The 21,025-nt window shown below is 69.8% G+C and carries 12 protein-coding genes; 2 read left to right on the top strand and 10 right to left on the bottom strand.

Annotated features, from left to right (window positions below):
• Window positions 1-255: 255 nt before the first annotated feature.
• Window positions 256-3,192 (top strand): 3-keto-alpha-glucoside-1,2-lyase-like domain-containing protein, encoded by a 2,937-nt coding sequence (locus ACFY36_RS04415; protein ID WP_499744463.1) that lies wholly within the window; start codon window positions 256-258, stop codon window positions 3,190-3,192.
• 336 nt (window positions 3,193-3,528) lie between these two features.
• Window positions 3,529-4,515 (top strand): TerC/Alx family metal homeostasis membrane protein, encoded by a 987-nt coding sequence (locus ACFY36_RS04410; RefSeq protein WP_499744462.1) that lies wholly within the window; start codon window positions 3,529-3,531, stop codon window positions 4,513-4,515.
• On the opposite strand, the gene ACFY36_RS04405 is transcribed toward ACFY36_RS04410, so the two are convergent.
• The 10 genes from ACFY36_RS04405 to ACFY36_RS04360 all read right to left on the bottom strand — a co-directional run bounded on the left by ACFY36_RS04405 (window position 4,508) and on the right by ACFY36_RS04360 (window position 20,959).
• Entirely contained in the window at window positions 4,508-5,986 is a 1,479-nt protein-coding gene (locus tag ACFY36_RS04405; RefSeq protein ID WP_499744461.1) for a right-handed parallel beta-helix repeat-containing protein, read from the bottom strand. The two genes, ACFY36_RS04410 and ACFY36_RS04405, sit on opposite strands and share 8 nt — an antisense overlap.
• Before the next feature lie 4 nt (window positions 5,987-5,990).
• The gene (locus ACFY36_RS04400) at window positions 5,991-8,684 is read right to left on the bottom strand and encodes a glycoside hydrolase family 2 TIM barrel-domain containing protein (protein ID WP_499744460.1); all 2,694 of its coding nucleotides are present in this window, start codon (window positions 8,682-8,684) and stop codon (window positions 5,991-5,993) included.
• Window positions 8,681-10,891, bottom strand: coding sequence for a glycosyl hydrolase family 95 catalytic domain-containing protein (locus ACFY36_RS04395; protein ID WP_499744459.1), 2,211 nt, complete (start codon window positions 10,889-10,891; stop codon window positions 8,681-8,683). Before ACFY36_RS04395 ends, ACFY36_RS04400 begins: the two co-directional genes overlap by 4 nt.
• A gap of 9 nt (window positions 10,892-10,900) precedes the next feature.
• Window positions 10,901-13,744, bottom strand: a complete 2,844-nt coding sequence (locus tag ACFY36_RS04390) for a glycoside hydrolase family 38 N-terminal domain-containing protein (protein WP_499744458.1) — start codon at window positions 13,742-13,744, stop codon at window positions 10,901-10,903.
• Window positions 13,741-15,429 (bottom strand): glycoside hydrolase family 36 protein, encoded by a 1,689-nt coding sequence (locus ACFY36_RS04385; protein WP_499744457.1) that lies wholly within the window; start codon window positions 15,427-15,429, stop codon window positions 13,741-13,743. The genes ACFY36_RS04390 and ACFY36_RS04385 overlap by 4 nt, the downstream gene beginning before the upstream one ends.
• A complete protein-coding gene (locus tag ACFY36_RS04380; protein WP_499744456.1) occupies window positions 15,426-16,262 on the bottom strand; it encodes a carbohydrate ABC transporter permease in 837 nt (278 codons plus the stop codon). The genes ACFY36_RS04385 and ACFY36_RS04380 overlap by 4 nt, the downstream gene beginning before the upstream one ends.
• A complete protein-coding gene (locus tag ACFY36_RS04375) occupies window positions 16,243-17,310 on the bottom strand; it encodes a carbohydrate ABC transporter permease (protein ID WP_499744455.1) in 1,068 nt (355 codons plus the stop codon). Before ACFY36_RS04375 ends, ACFY36_RS04380 begins: the two co-directional genes overlap by 20 nt.
• Window positions 17,311-17,317: 7 nt before the next feature.
• On the bottom strand, window positions 17,318-18,553 hold the full coding sequence (locus ACFY36_RS04370) for an ABC transporter substrate-binding protein (protein ID WP_499744454.1): 1,236 nt from the start codon (window positions 18,551-18,553) through the stop codon (window positions 17,318-17,320).
• The gene (locus tag ACFY36_RS04365; protein WP_499744453.1) at window positions 18,550-19,818 is read right to left on the bottom strand and encodes a hypothetical protein; all 1,269 of its coding nucleotides are present in this window, start codon (window positions 19,816-19,818) and stop codon (window positions 18,550-18,552) included. The genes ACFY36_RS04370 and ACFY36_RS04365 overlap by 4 nt, the downstream gene beginning before the upstream one ends.
• A 145-nt stretch (window positions 19,819-19,963) precedes the next feature.
• Window positions 19,964-20,959 carry a LacI family DNA-binding transcriptional regulator gene (locus tag ACFY36_RS04360; protein ID WP_499744452.1) on the bottom strand — a complete coding sequence of 332 codons (996 nt, stop codon included), beginning with the start codon at window positions 20,957-20,959 and terminating at the stop codon, window positions 19,964-19,966.
• Between the last annotated feature and the right edge of the window lie 66 nt (window positions 20,960-21,025).

The following is a 21,025-nucleotide window of genomic DNA, read 5'->3' as shown; positions in this document are numbered from 1 at the left end:
CATGACATAAGCCCCTTCCCCGAAGAGTGGCTCACCTTAACCCCCCGTTAAGACACTCTTCAATGTCTCAGCCCCCGAGATTTGGTTGCATCGCACAGCCTGTCCGGCTATCGCGCGCCAGCCGATCATCCGAGGAGGGGCTTTTGGCTCGAACGAGGAAAGTTCGGGCAGGATCTTCGAAAGCTATGGACGTCCCGGCGAAAGTGACCCACGATATTCACCATCCTGAATCACGGCCGTAATCGGGGAGCGCCGATGAAACGACTGCTCGTGGGTGCCCTGCTAGTTGGAACTTTCGCCGCCGCGCCGGCCTACGCCGCCGCCGATCCGCCGCAAGAACCCGGGGTCACGCTCCGGACGTACGACATCGGCACGGCGATGAGCCGGGTCTGTGAGCTCAAGCCGGGCCAGACCCCCAACGTGGACAAGCTGATGCCCACAGTGGACTGGTCGAGCACCGACCAGTTCGGGCTGAACGACAACTTCGTCACCCACGCGCTGGCCAACCTCACGGTGCCGGCCACCGGGCCGTACACGTTCCGGCTCGTCAGCGACGACGGCTCGAAGCTGTTCATCGGCGACACGCTGCTGATCGACCACGACGGCCTGCATGACGTCGAGCCGCCCGGCGAGGGCACGATCGAGCTGACCGCCGGCGTCTACCCGATCCGCGTCGAGCACTTCGACCGCGAGGGCGGCCAGCGCCTCACCCTTTCGTGGAAGACGCCCGGCGCCAACGACTTCGCCGTGGTGCCGACGAGCGCGCTCAGCACCGACGCCGGCGTGGTGCGGGTGACCGCGCCCGGCCGCAAGGAGTGCACCTCCGGCACCGACACGCCGGGTGACGGCCTGCCGCTGACCGCCGTGAACCCCGGATACGACCTCACGAACCTGCGCCCGCCGGGCTTCGAGCCGCAAGTGACGGGCATCGCCTGGCGGCCGGACGGCAAGATGGTCCTGTCCACCTGGGGCGGGTCGGACAAGGTGGCCGGCGAGGTCTATCTGGTCACCGGCGCGACCGGGCCGGGCCCGGTGACGTACAAGAAAATCGCCGAAGGCCTGAAAGAGCCGATGGGCATCGCCGTCGTCGATGGCCTCGTCTACGTCACGCAGAAGCACGAGCTGACCGAGCTGCGCGACACGAACGGCGACCAGGTGCTCGACACGCGGCGCACGGTGGCGGTCTGGCCGTTCGGCGGCAACTTCCACGAGTTCGCGTTCGGCTTGCTTTACAAAGACGGCAACTTCTTTCTGAACCTCTCCGTATCGATCAACCTGGGCGGCGCCACCACCGACCCGCAGCCGGTCGGCGGGCGCGGCACGAGCATCGTCGTGAACCGCAAGACGGGCAAGGTCACCACGGTCGCCGGCGGCCTGCGCACGCCGAACGGCATCGGCTGGGGCGACAACGGCAGCATCTACGTCACCGACAACCAGGGCGGCTGGCTGCCGTCGTCCAAGCTCGTCAAGATCGAGCAGGGCGCGTTCTACAACCACTACACCAACCCGGACGGGCCGTACGACGCTCAGCCCGTGACCCGCCCCGTGCTGTGGCTGCCGCAGAACCAGATCGCCAACTCGCCCAGCACGCCCGTCCTGCTCAAGTCGGGGCCGTACAAGGGCCAGTTCGTCATCGGCGACGTGACCTACGGCGGACTGCAGCGGGCGTACCTGGAGAAGGTGAACGGCCAGGAGCAGGGCGCGGTCTTCCGGCACACGCAGGGCCTCGAGGCCGGCGTCAACCGCGTGTCGCTCGGCCCGGACGGCTCGCTCTACGTGGGCGGTCTCGGCGCCGACGGCAACTGGGGCCAGGAGGGCAAGCTCCGGTTCGGCTTGCAGAAGCTGACGCCGAACGGCAAGAACGTCTTCGACATGAAGACCCTGAAGGCGACGCCGACCGGGTTCGCCATCGAGTACACCAAGCCGCTGTCGGACGAGACGATCGCGAAACTGCCGACGGCGTACGGCATCGAGCAGTGGCGCTACGTCCCGACCGCGCAGTACGGCGGTCCGGAGGTCGACAAGGAGACGCTGAAGGTGACCGGGGCCAAGGTCTCGGGCGACCGCAGGACGGTCACGCTGACCGTGGAGGGACTGCGCCGCGACCGCGTCGTGCACCTGCGCTCGCCGCGCCCGTTCGCGGCCCGCGACGGTGAGACGCTGTGGAGCACCGAGGCCTGGTACACGATGAACGAGAAGCCCGGCCCGCAACAGCAGGAGGTCTTCTACGAGGCCGAGGAGGGATATCGCGAGGGCAGCGCGTCGCTCGCGACCGACCACCGCGGCTACTCCGGCGTCGGCTTCGTGGCCGGCTTCGGCAACCTGAACGCCTCGACCACCACCCACGTCACGGTCGGGAAGAGCGGCGATTACGCGGTCGGGTTGCGCTACTCCAACGGCCCCAACCCGTTCAGCGGCGCCAAGACGATCAGCGTGCACGTCAACGACCGCAAGGTGAAGCAGATCTCGCTGCCGTCCACGGTCACCTGGGACGAGTGGGCGACCGCCGTCGAGACGCTGCGGCTGAACAAGGGCGTCAACAAGATCCAATATCGGGTCGACGCCCTCGACACCGGGCACGTCAACCTCGATCTGATCAGCGTGCGCGAGCCCGGCAAGCGGATCGTCCTGTTCGACGGCAACGGCCTCGACAACTGGCAGCACACCGACGGGCGGCGGCCGCAATGGCCGATCCTCGACAAGACCACCGAGGTCTGCTGCGGCGACCTGCGCACCAAGGAGGCCTTCGGCGACTACAAGCTGCACGTCGAGTTCAAGGTGCCGCTGCTCCCGCCGGACGTGACCGGGCAGAACCGCGGCAACAGCGGCGTCTACCAGCAGGAGCGTTACGAGATTCAGATCCTCGACTCGTACGGCGACACGACGCTCGACAACAACGAGGCCGGCGCGATCTACACGGTCAAGGCGCCGGACGTGAACATGGCGACGGCTCCCGAGACCTGGCAGAAGTACGACATCACGTTCCGGGCCGCCCGCTACGACGCGTCCGGCGCCAAGACGGAGAACGCCCGCGTCACCCTGGTCTGGAACGGCCGGACGGTGCACAACAACGTCGAGATCCCCAACGGCACCGGCGGCAACATCCCCGAGGGCCCGGCCACCGGCTCGATCCGGCTGCAGGACCACGGGAACAAGGTCCAGTACCGCAACGTCTGGATCGAGCCTCAGTGACGGTGATGGTGGTGACCGGAGCCTGACAACGCCAGCATGGAGATGAGAGCGCTCGCGACCAGGAGCACGCCCAACAGGATGTCGATCAGCACGGCGACCTCCTCACGGTCGGCTGACCTGGGAAAACGGGCCTCTCATCACCATGCGGCGGCCCGGGCGGATCGTCAAGCCGTTCGGGCTTTCAGTTTCGTACGCTATGGTGCGCGGCGAGGGGAGTACCTCGCTCAGAGCGTTGCGGTCATCACGGACGTCCCGGTACGTCCCCGTGCGTTCGCCCGTGCCGTCGCGGGTGAGGGAGACCTCGGACGATGACTCATGTCCGAGGAGGTTTCCCCGATGCTCGAATCCATCGCGTCGCCCCAGCTGTGGGCGATCAGCATTCTGGTGCTGCTCGCTTTGCTGGCGGCCGATTTCTTCGTCACCCGGCGACCGCATGACGTGCCGATGCGCGAGGCGGTCGGCTGGTCGGTCTTCTACCTGACCCTGCCGGCCGTGTTCGGCCTGGTCCTGTGGTGGGTGTACGGCAGCCGGCCGGCGATCGAGTTCTACACCGGCTTCGTCGTCGAGAAATCCCTGTCGGTCGACAACCTGTTCGTCTTCATGCTGCTGCTCGGCGCCTTCGCGGTGCCGCCGGCCCTGGCCCAGCGGGTGCTGCTGTACGGCATCGCCGGCGCCCTGGTCCTGCGCGGCGTCTTCATCGCGGCCGGCGCGGCCGTGCTCCAGGCCGGCACGTGGGCGTTCCTGCTGTTCGGGGCGGTGCTGCTGCTGACCGCGGTGAAGGTGATGCGCGACGCGGCGCGCGGCGAGGAACATCAGATCGACATCGATCAGATGCGCAGCGTACGGCTGATGCGCCGCTTCTTCCCGGTGACGAAGGAGTACCACGGGGCCAAGATGGTCGTCCGGCAGGCCGGCCGCCGGGCCCTGACCCCGCTCGCCGTGGTGGTGGTCGCGGTCTTCATGACCGACATCGTGTTCGCTGTCGACTCGGTCCCGGCCGTGTACGGCGTGACCGAGGACCCGTACCTGGTCTTCGCCACCAACGCGTTCGCCCTGATGGGCCTGCGGGCGCTGTACTTCGTGCTCCGCAACGTCCTCGACAAGCTGCGCCACCTCGACTACGGCCTGGCCATCATCCTGGCCTTCATCGGGGTGAAGCTGGTGCTGCACTGGGCCCACGGCATCTGGCCGTCGCTGCCCGAGGTGCCGACCCTGGCCTCGCTCGGCGTCATCGCCCTCACCTTGATCACGGTCACCATCACCAGCCTGGTGGCGAACCGCCGCGACGCCGCCGCGGTGGCCGAGAAGGAGCTCGTCAGATAACCGCGTTCTCCTCGATGACGATCCCGCTGTGCACCGGCTCGCCGGGGCGCGGGTCGAAGAGCACGGCCGGGCCGCCGGGCTCGACGAACTCGTTGCCCCGGATCGTGAGGTCGCGGACCGGGCCGGACTCCCACCACTCCCGCGCGTCGCCGGACACGTAGATCGCGGCCATTCCGGTGCGCTCGAACCGGTTTCCCTCGATGAGCGCCGGGCGCCGGGTGGTCACGAGCACGGCCCGGGTCGGCGTGTTGCGGAAGACGTTTCGCACGATCTCGACTTCGGGCGTACGGGTGGTGTTCTCCACCGCCGCAACGCCGGCGAGGCCGCCGGGGAGCGGGCCGTCGGCCGTCAGCAGGATGCTGGTGAGCGGCCCGTCGTGGTCGCGGCCGCTGGGCTGGAGCACGTGCCGTACGCGGGCTCCAGCCAGCGGCAGCAGCGTCTCCCGGTCGACGATCTCGATCTCGTCGCCGGGCCCGAACAGGGGCAGGCCGGCGGTCTCCGGGTGCGCGAACTGGAGGAGCAGGGTGTCCGGTCGCGGCTGGGCGGCGACGCGCAGATAGGTGCCGTGGACGTTGATCGGGTCGTCGTGCGAGCCGTCGAAGTGGCAGCCCCGCACGGCGACGCGGCCCCAGCAGCCGGAGACCTGGAGGAAGTCGGCGAAGCCGGCCGTGTGCCGCCCGGCGCCGGGCGGGGTGCGGAACTCGCAGTCCTCGACCGTGAGGCCGGAGCTGTTCTGCGCGACCACTCCGAAGCCGTGCAGATAGCGGAAGCGCAGCGCGGAGAGGGTGATGTCGGCGCTGCCGTCGATCAGGGCGCCGGGGTGGTCACGCGTGGTCCGGCGCATCGCGTAGACCAGCCCCGTGTCTGAAGGGCGCATGTCATGGACGTACTCGATCCGAATCTCTCGTGGTCCCACCCGGCGCATGGCCCGGACGCCCTCGAACAGCGGGTTGGGACCGCGCCAGGTGCGGCCGGTGGCGGGGTCGAAGATCTGGGTGTAGTCGAGCCCGTCCCGGCCCCACCAGGTGTAGCCACCGGCCGGAGTGCGCTCGCCGTGCCAGTGCACGGATGTGCCGGCGATGGTGAAGGGGGTGACCGCGGGAACCTGGATCACCCGGTGGCCGGGGCCGGCCTCGATCACCGTGGCGTCGACGACGGTCGGCACCGCGAAGTCGAATTCGAGGCCCTCCACCCGGACGCGCTTCGAGTCGAGGACGGCGAACGTCGTCTGGAGCCCGTGCAGGACGATCCGCGCGCCCTCCCCCGCGATGACGAGGTCGTCGGCCCCCTCGACGAGCAGGCCGATCGTCTTGGTGCGATAGCGCGGATCGGCGCCCACGGTGTTGGAGACGTACAACTCCCGCCGGTTCTCCTCCCGCGGCCACAGGTGGTGCTCCCCCGGCGGGATCCGCACCGTCACCGGTCCCCGGGTCGCCGCCGCCGCCCGCACCGCCGCCTGGATGTCCTCCACCCGGTCAGCCCGTGAAGGTGAAGGCCAGGCGGGCCCGGGCGGCCCGGTACTCAGCGGCCGAGCGCACGGCCGGTCCGCAGCTGGCCGAGCCCAGGCCGGTCACGCCGGCCGCCAGGTGGACCCAGAGCAGATCGCTCTCGACCAGGTCGGACGCGTGCCGGGCCTCTTCGAGCCGGCGGGTCGGCCACGGGCGTACGGCCAGCTCGAACGGCTGATCGCCGGCGATGCTCACGCCACCGTCGGGATTGGACAGTGTCAACCGGCTCACCGCCGAACGATTGCCGTTCTCCTGCGGCACCACGTACGGCGTCTGGAACTCCCGGACCGTCATGCCGTACTGCCCGTGCCGCACGGCGGCGCGGGAGTCGGGATAGCTCTCGCCGGGGCCCAGGCCGAGCCAGTCGATCCAGGCCGAGCCCGGCTCGGCGGTCCGCAGGGCGAGAGCCACCCCGAGCCGCGGCAGGGGCAGCCGCCACTCGCCGCGCCGGTCGATGTCCACCTCGAGCCGCCACGCCTCACCCATGGCGGCCCAGCGATATTCCACCTCGAAACCGCTGTCCAGTCCTGGTGCGCCGTAGTGGACCCGGCGGCGCCACCACGTCTCGTCCTGTCCCTCCTCCACGGTCCGCTCGACGAGCTGGTGCAGCCCGGCCGCGCGCCACCGCTCCTCCAGCGAGAACCGGTCGTTCTCGGTCGGCGCCCGCCAGGCGTCCAGCGTGAGCGCCGCGATCGGGAACGGGCCCAGCTTCGCCGGCCGTCCGGGGCGCAACGGCCCGGTGGCGGCGGGCGCCTTGGCCGTGGCCCGGCGCTGGACGAAGGACACGGGACCGCCGTCGACGGTCGCCGTGACGGTCAGGTCGGCGCCCTCCGGCAGCGGGATCCGCTCGGAGGAGAGCGGGGCGACGGCCGGCACGTCGAGCACACCCTCGTCGACGACCATGTCGTCGGCCTCGGCCGTCCAGCTGAAGGTCACCTTGTCGGTGGTGGTGAAACTCCACCGGTTCTCCACGACGAGGTCGCCGCCGTCGATCCGCAGGCGCACGGGAGCGATCACCGCCGCGAACTCGGCCAGGCCGGGCGACGGCGTCCGGTCGGGCAGGACGAGCCCGTCGATGACGAAGGACCCGTCGTGCACGGTCTCACCGAAGTCGCCGCCGTACAGGCCCTCCTCGCCGAGGCCGTGGTCGATCCACTCCCAGATGAAGCCGCCGGCCAGCCGCGGATGGGCGTCGATGACGGTCTCGTAGTCGGCCAGCCCGCCCGGCCCGTTGCCCATCGCGTGCCCGTACTCGCACATGATCATCGGCAGGCCGCGGCGGCGCCGGTCCCGGTCGGGGTCGGCCAGGGCCGGCTCCTCGCCCCGGCCGATCGCCTCCAGTTCGTCGTAGTCCGGGTACATCCGGCTGTAGACGTCGACGCTCTCGCACTCGGCGTCCTGCTCGTAGTGGATCGGCCGGCCCGGGTCACGCTCGGCCGTCCAGCGGGCGTTGGCGGCCAGGTTGCGGCCCCAGCCCGCCTCGTTGCCGAGCGACCACATGACCACGCTCGTCGCGTTCTTGTCACGCTCCACCATGCGCCGCATCCGGTCGAGGTAGACGCCGGCCCAGGCCGGGTCGTCGGACGGGTTGCCGCGCCAGTCGACCAGCGAGAAGCCGTGCGTCTCGATGTCGCACTCGTCGATCACGTAGAGGCCGTGCCGGCCGCACAGTTCCAGGAAGTACGGGTCGGGCGGGTAGTGGCTCGTGCGTACGGCGTTGATGTGGTGTTGCTTCATCAGCGCGACGTCGCGCTCCATCACCTCGCGTGAGACCGCCCGCCCGCAGTGCGGGTCGAAGTCGTGCCGGTTGACGCCGCGGAACACCAGCGGCGCGCCGTTGAGCAGCAGGCGGCCACCCTCGACGCTCACGGTCCGGAAGCCGACGTCGAGCGTGACGGTCTCGGCGCCGGTGCTCACCACCAGCCGGTACAGCTGCGGATTCTCGGCCGACCACGGTTGAACGTCGGCCAGGGGCGAGGACAGCTCCCACCGCACGGGCCGGGTGCTCGTCGCCTCGACCGTCAGCGTGCCGCTGCCCTCGATGTGGTCGTAGCCGGCGACGACCCGTACATCGTCGATGCCTCCCTCGGGCCGATGCAGCAGCGCCACCGACCGGAAGATGCCGGACAGCCACCACTGGTCCTGGTCCTCGACGTAGCTGCCGAAGCTCCACTGGTGCACCCGCACCGCGAGAACGTCGTCGCCACCGGTCAGCGCCTCGGTCACGTCGAACTCGACGGTCAGCCGGCTGCCCGAGGAGCTCCCGATGGAGACGCCGTTCAGCCACACCTCGAACCACGAGTCGACCCCGTCGAACCGCAGCAGCACGCGCCCGCCGTCCCAGTCCTCCGGCCGGTGCACGATCCGCCGATATTCGCCGGTCGGGTTCGCCTCCGGCACCCGGGGCGGGTCGATGGGAAAGGGATAACGCACATTGGTGTACGCCGGTGAGCCGTACCCGTAGAGCTGCCAATGCCCGGGAACCGGGATCTCGTCCCAGTCCTCCCCCGGATCGCCCGGCCGCTTCCCGGTCTCCGCCGTCGGCGACCACGCGAACCGCCAGAGCCCGTCGAGCGACAGGACACCGGCGTCGGTGGCCACCCGGGCCCGCGGGGGCGCCGCGCCGGTGGGTGGCGCGATGGTCTCGTACGCAGCGGTCATAGCAACCTCACACGCTCACCGGAGGACAGGTCCACCTTCGTTTGTACGCCGTCCACGGCGACGATGACGGTCGTGCGCCCGGCCTTGTTCTTCCCTTGCAGGCTCACCTCGGTGGGCCGGACCCGGCCGTCGGCCGTTTCCCAGGCCAGATCGACCGCGACACCGGGCCGCGCGACCAGCCCGGTCACCCGCCCCCGCGGCCACTGGGCGGGCACGGCCGGCAGCAGGTCGATGACCCCGGTGTGGCTCTGCACGAGCATCTCGGCCACCGCGGCGACGTAGCCGAGGTTGCCGTCGATCTGGAACGGCGGGTGCGCCGAGAACAGGTTCGGATAGAGACCGCCGCGCTCACCCGTGCGCTCCGCCGGCGCCGGCCGCAGCACCAGGTCGAGCAGCCGTGACACGTTCTCCGGCTGGCGGAGCCTTGCCCGCAGGGCCAGTTTCCAGGCGAGGGACCAGCCGGTGGACTCGTCACCCCGCGCGTCCAGGCTGCGGGACACCGCCGCCCGGATCGCGGGATCGTCCGGGGTGTCACCGGGGTAGGCGAAGACCAGGTGACTGACATGCCGGTGACCGGGCTCGGCCTGCGGTGGATCGCTGAGCCACTCGGAGATCAGCCCGTCGGCGCCGACCGCCGGGGCCGGCATCCGCTTCCGTGCCGCGATCACCTCGGCCACGAGCGGGTCCCCCTCATCACCGCGCGCGATGACCGTGTCGAACAGCCCGGCGATCAGCGTCAGATCCATCGTGGACGACTGGCCGGCCGCTACCGGCCGCCCGCCGGCGCTCAGGTAGTGGTTCTCGGGCGACGTGGAGGGCGAGGTGCCCAGGGTGCCGTCCGGGTTCGACACCAGCCAGTCGAGGCAGAACTCGGCGGCGCCGCGCAGCACCGGCCAGGCGCGGGGTTCGTCCCGCAGCAGCCAGCACAGCCACACCCCGCCCATCGGCCAGAACGCCCACGACGGGTCCGCCCGGCCCCGGCCGGCCGGCGACGTGAAGGCCCACGCGTCGGTGTTGTGGTGCGTCACCCAGCCGCGCGCCCGGTAGAGGTCGCGGGCGGTGGCGCGGCCCCTGTCGGCCAGGGCTTCCAGCAGATCCACCACCGGGTCCAGGCAGTCGTCGAGATCGGCCGTCCGCGCCGCCCAGTAGTTCATCTGGGTGTTGACGTTGACGGTGTAGTTGGAGCTCCACGGCGGCCGCATCTCGTTGTTCCACAGGCCTTGCAGCGTCGAGGGCAGCCCGCCCGGAGCGGACGAGCAGAGGGCCAGATAGCGGCCGTACTGGAAGAGCAGGGCCGCCGTCTTCTGCTCCACCGCCAGCGTGGTGCGGCCGAAACGCTTGGCGTACGCCGCCACGTGCCGCGCCTTGTCTCCGGCCCGGGACACCCGGTCCTCGGCCTTCGTCTTCGCCGACGCCTCATCGCCCTCCGGCCGCCGACCGATGCCGGCGAAGGTCGTCGCGGTCGCCAGCACCAGCTCCAGCCGCCGGATCCCGTGCGCGCCACCGGCCCGCGCCCGGCCGTCGTGCACCGCACGCAGCACCACGGCCCCGCGCAGCGCCGCCTCACCCCAGACCGGCTCCCGGTCGGGCTCATGCGGCGGCGGCATGTCACTGGGCATCCGCACCGTGAGCCAACCGCCGCCGCGGCCGAGCACCATCAGCGGGGAGTCGAGCGCCCACTCGACGTCGACGGCTTCGGCCGCGTCCAGCGTCAGCACGAGCACACCATCAGCGTGCGAGACGAAACATTCCCAGACCAGCTCGACCCCACCGAGCCGATAGCTCACCCGGTGCGTCGCCGTCAGAAGATCGAGTTCCCGGCGGTACGCCTCGACGCCCTCCCCGGTTCCGGCCGGCGTCACGGTGACGTACAGGTCGGCGAAGGGCAGGTAGGCCTGTGACCAGCCGCCCTGAAGGTCCTTGAGGTGCCGCTCGGCCTCGGCCGGTTCGCCCCGGTCGAGAGCCGCGCGGGCGGCTTCCAGAGCCGCCGCGGCCCGGTCCGGGTCGATGTGGCTGTTGGCCGGCTCGTTGGCGGGGCTGCCGGACCAGGCCGTACCGTCGTTGATCTGCAGGTGCTCCCGGCCCGGGGTGCCGTAGACCATGGCGCCCAGGCGGCCGTCGCCCAGCGGATAGGCCTCCAGCCACTCGGCGGCCGGTGTGGCCGACCAGAGCAGCCGCTCGGGCTCGAGGGTGTTCTTCTCCGGCATCGGCTTCTCCTATTTCAGGCGCAACGTGCGGATCTCCCACGGCCGCATCGGCAGTTCACCGGCGTCCACCGGCGAATCGACCGGACGCCCAAGAAGATCGACTTCAACGGCCGCTCGCGTCACCGAGGCCACGGTGTCGACCGGCGTCATGGCAACGAGGCGCAGCTCCACGCCGTCGCTGGTACGGCGCACCGCGGACACGGACACACCGCTCCCGCCAACCTCGATACCGGTGACCTCCGCGGGAAGCGGCCCACCGGCCGCTGCCCCACCCCGCTGCCAGAGCCCGGGCGACCGGAACGCCTCACCTTGGCGCACCGCGTCCCCGGCCTCCCAGGCCGCCGGCAGCACGGCAAGGTGGACGGTGAAGTCGTTGCCGAGCTCCTGACCCCCGGGGATGGGAATCTCGGAAGCGGCCGGCTCGTCACGCAGCGGGTGAAGGTTGACGCTGATGGACCCGACGGTGCGCACCAGGGTCAGGGCCAGCTCGGTGCCGTCGGCGACCACCTCGTACTCGGTGGGACCGGCCAGCAGAACCGTGGCGTCACCGGCCGAGACGAAGCCCGAGGCGGGATAGGTGGGAAGGGGGAACTCGCCCCAGCCGCCCTCAGCGTCGAGACCACGTGTGGTCACCGAGAACTGGCCCTCGGCGGCTGACCCGGTCACGGACCGTCCCAGCGGGACGTGGAAGCGCAGCCGATGATCGGCGACGACGTTGACAAAGGAGAGGGCCAACCGGACAAATGGCTCACCGGACCGAAGCTCGACCCGCGTCCTGATTGTCATCTCGAGCGTCTCGTGACGACGCCGATCGGGAGTGTTGCCGCTCAACGCGGCGGGCAAGTGATAGACCCGCTCGATCTCGACGGCGGCACGAACGGGGCCGGTCTCCACGACACGCACATCAACCGACGAAGGAACCTCGACCAAGGTGTCAGCGGCCGGCGGTCCGTAGTTGTAGCTGTCGCCACGGTCGCCGCCGTCGACGAGCCGCCCGACGCCGTGCAGGACGGTGTCGTCAGCGCCACGGACCGACAGTGTGCCGTCGGGCAGCACTTCCACCGCGATCAGCCCGTTGCCCAGCGAGGACGTGGTCGCGAAGAGCGCCGGCTTGTCCACAGGGCTCGCGGTTGTCCACAGCCCCGCACTTGATGTTGGCCGATTTTGAGATAATGGGCCAGGACGGGGGCCCCCTTGGGAGGGCGGGGTCGGCGTCGGCTCGGCCGGGGCCGGAGCTTTCGGCACGGTCGGCGCGGTCGGCGCGCTCGGGCTCGGGCTCGGTGACGCGACCGCCGGAACGAAGCGAACGGCCACACGCCCGGACGGCCCGACCGGCACGGCCGTCAAGACGTGCCGGCGGGGCTCGGCAAACGTCCGCACCCGCCACGACCCGCCATGCTCGGCCACCGCCCGCCTCAACCCGCCCCGCAACGCCATCAGGTCGAACTCGGTCGCGCCCGGCACCTCCGCCACCCGGAACGTCAGACGACCCGGCTCGATCTCATAACCGTCGATCTCCTGCCCGAACAACTCGCGGCGGTGGATGCGGCGCAACACCCGCTCCACCTCCTCCGCCTTCCACGTCTCGTCGGCCAGCAGTTCCGGCGTACGACCCAATTCCTGCACCGGCAACCGCCGCCCGTCGGCCGTCACCGCCTCCAGCGGGCCCTCCCCCGCCGCCACCGTCGCCTCCACCACGACCGTGCTCGCGGTCGTTCGCGTGTTGACCGCCAGGTACGCGTCGGACGGGACCTCCTTCGCGAGCGCCACCAGCGCGCTGTCCCGCACCGCGCGGGCCAGCTGGGCCGCCTCCGCGAGCCGGGCCGCCACCTGCTCCACCGTCTCGTCTGTTCCCGAGCCGACCACGGAGTCGTGGGCCGACGACTCGATGACGCGCCGCCAGCCCCGTTCGAGGAAGGGTTCCGTCCGGTCGAGCGGCTCGTCCAGCGACACCCTTTCCGCCTCGTCCAGCAGACGTTCCGCCGTGGCCATCGCGTCCTTCAGGCCTCGCCGGATCGACAGCACGCCGGGCAGGATGTTGGCGCGGGCGTGGCTTCGGAGTTCTCCTCGCACCTCGGGCAGGCCGGCGTCCGGCGGGAGCCGTTCGACGTATTCGGCCAGCGTGGCCACGGCTATCGGCAGCACCGGCGAGTCGAAGCGGCGCACCAGGTCCATCAGGTCGGGCCGGGGCGCCGAGTGGTCGGTGCCGACCATGCCCAGGATCGGGTCGTCACCCCAGCGGTCCGCCGTCAGGGTCCGGTATTCGCGCAGCGCCTGCGGGATCCGGTCCCGCACGAGCAGCACGTCCAGGCCGTTGCCGTAGCCGTCGAAGAGATATTCCGTGCGCACGCTCGACCCGTCGGGCGCGACCCAGCGGAACGCGTGCCCGCCCACCGAAGCCGGCACACCCCGCCAGAGTGCGGCGTGCCTGATCCCGGCCCGGGCCAGGATCTGCGGCATCTGGGCCACGTGACCGAACATGTCGGGCAGATAGCCGATCGGCATGGCCGCGCCGAGTTTGCGCGCGCCGGTCCAGCCGAGCTGGAGGTTGCGCACGATCGTCTCGCCGGAGCAGAGGAACTCGTCGAGCAGGATCAGCCACGGGCCGAGCGCGAGCTGCCCTCGGCTCACGGCGGCCCGCACGCGTTCGGTGTTCTCGGGCCGGATCTCCAGGTAGTCCTCGATGGCGGCGGTCTGGCCGTCCAGAGTGAACCGGAATCCGGGTTCGCTCTCGGCCATGTCCAGCACCCGGTCGAGCGCGTCGACGAGGCGGTGCCGGAACACCTGGAACGGCTCGTACCATTCGCGGTCCCAGTGGGTGTGCGGGACGAGCACGATGCCGGCGTCGGTCATCGCGGTTCCTCCTGTCGCAGCCGGGCCAGCCCACCGGCAGGCACGTCGATGACGACCGGCCCGGCGGCCAGCCGGCGATGTTCGTCGAGGATCAGCCGTCCGCGCGCGTCGCGAATCTCCAGTATGACCTCACGTTCGACGGCGTTGAGAACGACCGCGGGGCTGTCGTCGGCGTTGGCTATCAACAGTTCCCGGCAATCGGCGAGATTGATGGGGTACGGCGCGTATCGCGCCACAAGATGAACCTCGCCGGCCGACACTGTCACTTGTGGATAGAGCAGATCGGGCCGGTGCGGCGTCAACCGGCCGTGCAGCAACAGATCGCGATGCTCCCGCCAGAAACCGAGCCAGAAAGCGAGTGCCTCCGCCTGCGGAGCGGGCAGGTGCAAAAGGTCAACGGACACTTGCGGTACGCCCAGGAGCGCGTTGATGAGGTGATAAGCGACCCGTTCCGCGGTGTCGTCCGGCGCCCACATGATGGGGTCGCTGTGGATCGGCACGCCGGGGCGGGCCAGGCGCAGGTCGAGGATGCCGACCCGGTTCTGCGCCGCGCTCAACGGGCAGTCACCGACCCTGATCATCGAGGCGTAGCGGCCGACCGCGGGGTGGATGTAGGGCTCGCGGAACTCGATCAGCGGTTCCGGGCCGAGTTCCCGCAGCGACGTGACCACGTCGTCCATCAGCTGGACGACGGCGTCGGTGTGCGTGCCGAAGCGCTCGAAGAAGTCGAGCTTGACGCCGTCGGCGCCCGTCCCGGCCACCAGGTCCCGGATCCGGGAGACCAGATGGGCGCGCGCGGCGGCGTCGCGGGGGTCCAGGATTTGGGCCTCCAGCGCGGGATCGTCGGCCAGGACGGCGAGGCCGAGATCGCGAGCCTGCGAGCGATGGCCGATGAACGGCGTGCCGATCCACCACATCGTGCGCAGGCCGGCCTCGCGCAGCTTGGTGACCAGCCCGGCCGGGTCGGGGAACTTCTCCTCGGCCACGGTCCAGTCGCCGGCCGAGGAGTAGCCGCGGCCGTGGTCGGTGGTCTGCCAGCCGTCGTCGATGATGACGGTGCCGAAGCCTAGTTCGGCGGCCCGGGTGGCCGGGTCGAGCACGGCGTCGGCCGTCACGTGCTGATGGGCGAAGTACCAGGTGCACAGGACCGGGTCCTCGGCGCCGGGCGCCCCGAGATGACCGGCCGCGCCTTGGAGCCATCGACCGGCGCCGGTCACCGCCTCGGAGAATGAAGCCGAGGACGAGTCCAGGTAGAGCCGCACCTCGTCGGCGCCGGTGGCCGTCACCATGATGACGAACTCGGCCGTCTCCTCGACCAGGCCGGCCCGCACGTGGACCGAGCCGGTGCCGGCGTCCACGGCGTAGGCGAGCAGGGCGCGGTCGCGACCGGCCAGCAGGGCGCCCAAAGGCAGACCCTGCAACGGCGACGAGTCGACGGCATCAGCCCACGACGGCGGGATGGTCGCGTGCGGCAGCGTGCTTCCGGGCCGCCACCACGCGACCGCGTCGGTCGCCGGGACCGTGACGGTGAACGTGAGTTCGTCGCGGCCGGGGCGGAAGGTCGCCTCAGTGATCGCCGGCCCCACATGACGTACCTCGGCCGGGGTGTTGGCGCGCAAGCCCGGCGCGACCGGAGTCTCCCGCCGGGGTGTGGTTTCGCCGGGCACCCATACGACGTCGGTCATTTGCTTCCCGTAAATGAGATGCCCCCGATGATCTGGCGCTGAGCAAGGAAGAACAGCACGACGCAGGGGATGGTGACCACGAGCGTGGTGGCCATCAGCAGCGGCGTGTCGGTGCCGTTGACGGACTGGAAGCCGGCCAGGGCGAGCGGCAGCGTCTTCCACTTGTCGGTGGTCAGGAAGATCGCCGCCTGGAAGAAGTTGTTCCAGTACGACATGAACTGGAGCACGCCGACCGCGACCAGGATCGGGCGCGACAGCGGAAGGTAGATGGAGTACCAGATCCGGAACCAGCCGGCGCCGTCGATGAGGGCGGCGTCGGTGAGCGACTCGGGCAGCCGCAGGTAGAACTGGCGGAACAGGAAGATGAAGAACGCCGACCCGAAGAACGTGGGCAGGATGATGGGATAGAGCGTGTTCAGCATGTCCAGGTTCTTGAACAGGATGAACTGCGGCACGATCGTCACCTCCTGCGGCAGGAGCAGGGTCGACAGCACGAGCGCGAACAGGATGCCCGCGCCGCGCGCCTTGATGCGCGCGAAGGCGAAGCCGATCAGCGACGACGACAGGGCGACCGCCACGACCGGGATCAGCGTGCTCAGCAACGAATTGGTGAGGTAGCGCCAGAACGGGAACGAGCCCAGCGCGTCCGAGAAGTTCGACCACTGCCACTGGATCGGCCAGATGGCGATGCCCGCGTCCGAGACGCCGGCGGGAGTGCGCAGGGCGGTCGCGATCATCCACAGGAACGGGTAGATGAAGATGACCGAGCCGACCAGGAGGAGCGCGACCGTGGCGATCCGACCGCCCTTGCTGTCACGACTGGTGGCTGACACGACGCCTCCTTCGTTTCTGTGGGCGCTGTGATTCGTAGTAGACCCAGAACGCGCTGCCGCGGAACACCAGCGCCGTGAGCAGCATGATCATCACGAAGAGGATCCAGGCCAGGGCCGAGGCGTATCCGGTGCGGAAGAACGAGAACGCGTTCTGGTAGAGGTAGAGGACGTAGAAGAGCAGTGAGTCCTTGGGGCCGCCGCCGTTCTGCGTGACGACGTACCCCTGGGTGAAGGTCTGCATGGCGTAGATGAGCCCGGTCACCGCGTTGAAGAAGATGACGGGACTCAGCTGCGGCACGGTGATGTTCCAGAGCTTGCGCCACCGGCCGGCCCCGTCGAGTTCGGCCGCCTCGTAGAGCTCGGTCGGGATGTCCTGTAGGCCGGCCAGATAGATGACCATGTTGCCGCCGACGGTCCACAGGCTGGTCAGGATGACCGCGGGCAGCGCCCAGTGTGTGTCGAAGAGCCAGTTCGGCCCGTCGATGCCCACCAGGCCCAGCACGCCGTTGACGAGGCCGTGGTTGGGGTTGAACACCCAGATGAAGAGCACCGTCTGCGCCACCCCGGTGACCAGGGACGGCAGATACCAGACGGTACGCAGGAGGTGGATGCCCCGCACCTTCACGTTCATCAGCAGCGCGACGGCCAGCGACAGCACCGTCTGCAGCGGGACGCTGACCACGGCGTACACCAGAGTGACCTTGATGGCCTGGCCGAGGCGCGGGTCGCTGACCGCCTCGCGGTAGTTGTCGAGCCCGACGAACTTCGCCGGATCGATGAGATCCCAGTCCAGAAAGGACAGGATCAGCGAGTACACCATGGGGCCGGCCGTGAAGAGCAGGAAGCCGACCACCCAGGGCGACACGAAGGCCCAGAACGCCGCCGTGGTGCGGCTCATCCAGCGCGCACGCACGGCGACCCACAATCCCGCTCCCACGACCGCGAAGACCGCGGCGAGCAAGATGACGAACGAGAGAATCGGCCGCAGCTCCTCGACGACATTCAGCCGGGCCAGGAACTCCTCGAGCGCCGTCACGATCTGCGACATGCGTGGCCTACTTCGAGGCGTCCAGCTGCTTCTGGCACTCGGCCTGAAGCTGCGGGAGGACGACCGCCGGGTCCTCCTTGCCGGTGCCGATGGCGGTCCGGGAGTTCAGCGCGGTCGAGAAGGTGCTCTCGATCTTCACCTTGTCCTTGACGTACGGCGTCTTGACCGCGTTCTTCACCGCGTCCACGAAGGCCTGGAGGTTCACCTTGGGGGCGACGCCCTTGAAGGACTCGATCGAGCCCTCGATGACCGGCACGCCGAGCGCCGAGGTCGTCGACGCCAGCAGGCTCTGCGCCTCGGGGTTCGAGCTCATGTAGGTGGTGAACGTCTTGGCCGCGGCCGCCTCGTCGTCGGTCGCGTCGCGTGAGACGCCCAGGCTGTCGACCTCCATGGGCTCGCCCTTGCCGGGCATCGGCACGATCTGGAACTTGGCCGGGTCGAGGGCGGCGATCTTCGCGATGTTCCACGGGCCGAAGTCGGGCAGCATGGCCACCTTGCCGTCGGCGAACCACTGGAACATGTCCTGGCCCTGCGCCTCGATCGGGTTCGGGGCGAAGCCGCCGGGCTTGACCGAGTCGACCACGACCTGGGCCGCCCGGATGCCGTCGGCGTTGCCCATGGTGCAGCTCTGGCCGTCGGCGCTGTAGTAGGAGCCGCCCTCGGCGATGAGCCAGCCGTCGTACCAGAGCGGCGCCGACCCGTACACCTTCTTGCCGTTCGTCAGTTTCTTGGCGTCGGTGACGAAGTCGGCGGTCGAGGTGGGCGCGGCCTTGACGCCGGCCGCGTCGAGCAGCGCCTTGTTGACCGCCATCACCTTGCTCTTGGCCACGAACGGGACGGCCCGGTCGGAGCCGTTCACGGTGCCGGCCTCGGCCACCGCGTCCGAGTAGTAGATGCCCTTGTCGACCTTCACCTCGCGGAAGGCGTTGGCGAAGCTGGGCAGGGCGGTGTTGGAGATCTGGGCGACCGTGGGCGCGTCACCGCCGGCGATGGAGGTCTGGAGCTTCTGCTCGTAATCGCTCTGGATCCAGTTCGGCTCCACCTTGATGGTGGGGTTCGCCGCCTCGAACTTGGCGATCATCGCCTTGATCGTGGCCGCCTCGTCGTTGCTGCCCCAGAAGGCGTACGAGATGGTGGCGTTCTTCGTCTCGCCATCGGCGGAGGAGCCGCTGCTGCTGCACCCGGTGAGGGCCAGCGATCCGGCGACGGCGGCGGCTATGAGGACTCTTCTGCGCACAGTCACTTGCCTTTCTTGACGCGGCCGTCGGCGTACGCGCGGGCGCGCGAGCCGCTCGGCACGTGGACGGTGGTTCCTTCGAATGCGGTCCAGGTGACTCCGGGGCCGTCGGTGACCCAGAGTTCGGAGCTCTCCCGGCCCTCATGGCGTACGCCCAGCACGGACCCGGCGAGCGGGATGCCGTTGGCCTCCAGCCAGTCGCCGCCGGGAAGGTGCGAACGGGTGCGCACCTCGCCCGCGGCGTCGCCGGGCTCGAGCCCGGTGAGACCGACGGCCACGTGGGCGACGTGGGTGAACGAGACCTCGGGATAGTCGGAGCGGGAGGCGGCCAGGTGGCGGATCCAGCGCAGCGCCTGGGCGTCCCAGCCGTAGCGGAGAAAGGCTTCGGGCAGATAGGTGTACGCCTCGATGTTGTGCGGCGGGTCGTCGCGAAGGCCGTCGCTGAGGAACTCGAGGTGCGCGTCGGCGTTCTCGCGGATCAGGCCCTTCACCGCGGGGAACCAGGAGCTCTCCTTGCGGAAACCGGTGACCGGGCCGTCGGCGGTGAAGCCGGCCGCGTAGTGGCGCTCGGCGGGCAGCCACCAGTCGCGCTCGAACTGCTCGCTGAGGTCGTTCTTGATGCCGAGGGCCTCGTACGCGGCCCACTGGCTGGCGATGCCGTCCCCGGCCACCTGGAGGTAGGGCGGCTCCTCGACCTCGTTGTAGGTGGCGATCCCGGCGAAGAAGTCCTTGTTCGAGGCGGTTCCGGCGACGCCGGTGCCGAGCGGGTCGTGCGTCTCGACGAAAACGGTGGTGGTGCTGCGGATGAAGGCGGCGATCTCCGGCGTACGGAGGAAGCGGTCGTCGCCCGTCCAGCGGAACTGCTCGACGGCCTTCTCGACCAGTTCGAAAGGAGCGGGGGTCTCCCGTACGAAGTCGTCGTCCGAGCGGTAGTCGATGGCGGCCGGTTCGCCGGTGAACTCGAAGGCCCACAGCGGGTACCAGCCCCGGCGCTCGGTGGCCGAGGCGGCGAAGTGGCGCAGCATCGCGAGGTTCTCGGTGTCGAGGCCGAGCAGGTGGGCGCCGAGCATCTGGTGGGCCAGGTCGCGGGAGTAGAACATCGGCCGCTCGGGCAGGCCGGCCCAGTAGCTCGGCAGGTACGCGGCGTCGCGGCCGGTCTGCACCCAGGACCGGGCCCGCGATGACGCCCAAATGAAAGACTCGACAAGGTCTTTCATGCTGCTGTTCACGGTGAGACCGGCGTTGCCGCCGCCGCGTAACGTGCTCGACATGAAAGTCACTGTTGCATGTACGTCATGGACCCGTCAATGGGCGTCACGCCATAAGATCATGATGTCGCTTCCGAGGGGATGTTCGCGCCCGTGACTCACCCTGGGTACGACACTGGTCGTACCCCTTTCGGGGAGTTGCCGCAGGTCAGGCGCGCGGCGCGGAGGTGGAGCTGCGGATGATCAGCTCCGGGTCGAACAGCAGCTCGCCCGGGGGCACCGGACGGCGGTTGACCAGATGGACCATGGCGGTCGAGATCGACTGCGCGATGCGCTCGATCGGCTGGCGCACGGTGGTCAGCGGCGGATCGACGAACTCCATCACCTGCGAGTCGTCGTAGCCGACCACCGACAGGTCACCCGGCACGCTCAGGCCGCGCCGGCCCGCCGCGCGGATCGCACCCAGCGCCATGTAGTCGCTGGCCGCCACGATGGCGCTCACGCCCTGGTCGAGCAGGGCCTCGGCGGCCGACATGCCGCCCTCGATGGTGTAGACCTGATGGGCCACGAGACGCTTCGGATCGCCCGCGCCGCGCGCGCTCATGGCCTCGAGGAAGCCCTCGAGGCGGCGCTCGCTCGGCCGGTTGCCGACCGGGCCGACGATCATGCCGATGTCGCGGTGGCCAAGGCCCCACAGATGGTCGACGGCGACCTCGGCCGCCACCTTGTCGTTCGTCGAGAAGCTCGGCGCCGGGAAGCCGTCGACGGTGCCGTTCATCGTGACGAATGGGATCTGCCGCTCGTGCAGCAGCCGGTAGGCCGCCGTGTCGACCCCGATCAGGGTGTTGCTGGCCGAGGCGAAGACGGCCCCGGCAATGCCCAGATCCATGGTCGAGCTGATGAAGTCGGTCTCCTGGAGCCCGCCCACGGTCGTCGAGCAGACGATCGCCTTGAAGCCCTGCGGCGCCAGGGCCGACTCGACGAGCTCGCACAGCCGCCCGAAGAACGGCGTGGCCAGCCCCGGGGTCAGGACGATGACGAGCTGGCTCTGCGCGCCCCGGTCGTAGCCGAGGTCACGAATTGCCTCCTCCACGGCCATACGGGTGCGGGGCGCGACGACACCGCGCTTGTTCAGCACCCGGCTCACGGTCGCCTCACTGACGCCCGCCCGAGCGGCGACGTCACTGATACCGACCCTGGCCATGGCGCCACCATACGGGAGCGGCGGTTCGGCGATGACGGCACCTTGCCGGATGTGCGACATTGCAGT

Origin of the sequence: Actinoplanes sp. NPDC000266, from assembly GCF_042899005.1 — a bacterium.
Classification (GTDB): Bacteria; Actinomycetota; Actinomycetes; order Mycobacteriales; family Micromonosporaceae; genus Actinoplanes.
The sequence above is the reverse complement of the archived record's forward strand: the minus strand, read 5'-3'. Positions and strand labels throughout refer to the sequence as shown.